At 73.0% G+C, this 2172-nt stretch carries 2 protein-coding genes; one reads left to right on the forward strand and one right to left on the reverse strand.

Translation table 11 applies throughout. The features are described from left to right. The coding region (locus tag NCC78_RS32650) for a helix-turn-helix domain-containing protein (RefSeq protein WP_372495242.1) at positions 1 to 93 on the forward strand (93 nt) is incomplete at its 5' end. A gap of 48 nt (positions 94 to 141) precedes the next feature. Here NCC78_RS32650 and NCC78_RS31085 read toward each other — a convergent pair. Next, positions 142 to 1932, reverse strand: a complete 1791-nt coding sequence (locus tag NCC78_RS31085; protein ID WP_284706376.1) for an ABC transporter ATP-binding protein — start codon at positions 1930 to 1932, stop codon at positions 142 to 144. Positions 1933 to 2172 lie beyond the last annotated feature (240 nt).

Genomic DNA, 2172 nt, shown 5'->3' on the forward strand with positions numbered 1-2172 from the left:
GCGGGCGCCCACTCGGCGGACGAGATCGCCGCCGCGCTGGGCGTCTCCCGGGCCACCCTCTACCGCCACCTCGACGCCGGCGAATCGGAGTAACGAGACGGTATTGCGACGGTTGTGAGACGGAGGCCAGGGCCGCACGGCTCAGGAGGCGAGCACCGCGTAGCGGCCGTTGCGGCGCAGCAGGGTGTCGTGGGTGCCGGCCTCGACGATCCGCCCGTGGTCGAGCACCGCGATCTGGTCGGCGCCACGCACGGTGGAGAGCCGGTGGGCGATGGTGATCGTCGTCCGGCCGTGGGTCAACTCGTCGAGCGCCTGCTGCACGGCCCGCTCGGTCTCGGTGTCCAGGGCGCTGGTGGCCTCGTCGAGGACCAGGATGCGCGGGTCCCGCAGCAGGGTCCGGGCGATGGCCAGCCGCTGCTTCTCGCCGCCGGAGAAGCGGTGCCCCCGGGAGCCGACGACGGTGTCGTACCCGTCGGGGAGCCCGGCGATCAGGTCGTGGATCCGCGCGGCGCGCGCGGCGGCCTCGATCTCGGCGTCGGTGGCGTCCGGCCGGGCGTAGCGCAGGTTCTCCCGCACCGTGGTGTGCAGCAGGTACGTCTCCTGGCTGACCACCCCGACGATCGCGGCCAGGTCGGCCAGACGCAGGTGACGCAGGTCCACCCCGTCGACGGTGATCCGGCCGCTGGTGGGGTCGTGCAGCCGGCTGACCAGCGCGGCGAGGGTGCTCTTGCCGGAGCCGGTCTCGCCGACCAGGGCGAGGCCGGTGCCGGCCGGCACGTCGAGGGTGATCCCCGCGACGGCGGCGGTGTCGCTGCCCGGGTAGCTGAAGGTGACGTCGTCGAGGCGCAGGTGCCCGCGGACCCGGCGCGGGTCGAGCTCGACGGGCTCGGCGGGGTCGTCCACCTCGACCGGGAGGTCCAGGTACTCGAAGATCCGGGCGAACAGCGCCAGCGAGGCGGTCAGCGAGACACCCACGTTGAGCAGTCCCATCAGCGGTCGGAACAGTCCGCCCTGCAAAGCGGTGAAGGCGACCAGGGTGCCGATGCTCAGCGTGCCGGCGGTGCCGGGCAGCCCGGCGCTGAGGTAGATCACCGCCGGGATCGCGGCGAAGATGACGCTCATGGAGGCCATCCGCCACCGGCCGGCCAGCTCGGAGCGCAGCTCCAGGTCGACCAGCCGGGCCGACGAGGCGGTGAAGCGGGCGATCAGGGCGGGGCCGGTGCCGAGGGTCTTGGCGAGCTGCACGCCGCTGATCGACAGCCCCTCCTCGACGGTGACGTTGAGGTCGGCGAGTTCCCGTTGCCGCCGGGCGGTGATCTCGCGGCGCAGGTGGGCGACCCGCCGGGTCAGCCAGATCGCCGGGGGCAGCACGACGAGCGAGACCAGGGAGAGCCGCCAGGACAGCGCCACCATCGCGACGACGGTGGCGACCACCGTGGTGAGGTTGGCCGCGATCGAGGTGGCGGTGGAGGTCACCACAGACTGCATGCCGCCGATGTCGTTGGTGATCCGCGACTGCACCTCGCCGGTGCGGGTGCGGGTGAAGAACGCCAGCGACTGCCGTTGCAGGTGGGCGAAGACGTCGGTGCGCAGCCGGTGCATGACCTGCTGCCCGACCCGGGTGGAGATCCAGGTCTGCACGACGCCAAGGACGGCGGTGACGGCGGCGACCGCGATCATGCCGCCGACCAGCCAGGCCAGCAGCGTCAGGTCGCGCTCCGGCAGGGCCCGGTCGATCACCGCACGGAGCAGGAACGGCGAGGCCATGGCGAGCACCGAGGAGGCCACGATGATCGCCGTGACCGTGACCAGGGCGCCTCGGTGGGCGGTGAAGAGCCGGCCGATGCGCCGCAGCGACACCTGGCGGGCCTGCGCCTTTTCGGCGGCGCTGACCGAGCGGCCGCGGTCGCGGCCGGAGGGGGTGGGTGCCAACGGGCGTCCGCCTTTCGTCCGACAATGCTGAGGTTGCCTCAACATGAGGGAACAACGGCTTCTGCTGTTACCGTATTCCCGTGACGAGCACGGCGCCGGACGGCGACGACGAGGGCCTGGCCGAGGCGTTCTGGGCGGTGGCCCGGCGGCTGCGGCACCGCACCCGCCACGCCCTGGAGCCCTGGGACGTCACGCCCAGCCAGTCCCGGGCGCTCGCCGTGCTGACCCGGCACGGCGTGC

It is taken from the genome of Micromonospora phytophila (assembly GCF_023656545.1).
In the GTDB taxonomy this organism is placed as follows: Bacteria; Actinomycetota; Actinomycetes; order Mycobacteriales; family Micromonosporaceae; genus Micromonospora; species Micromonospora phytophila.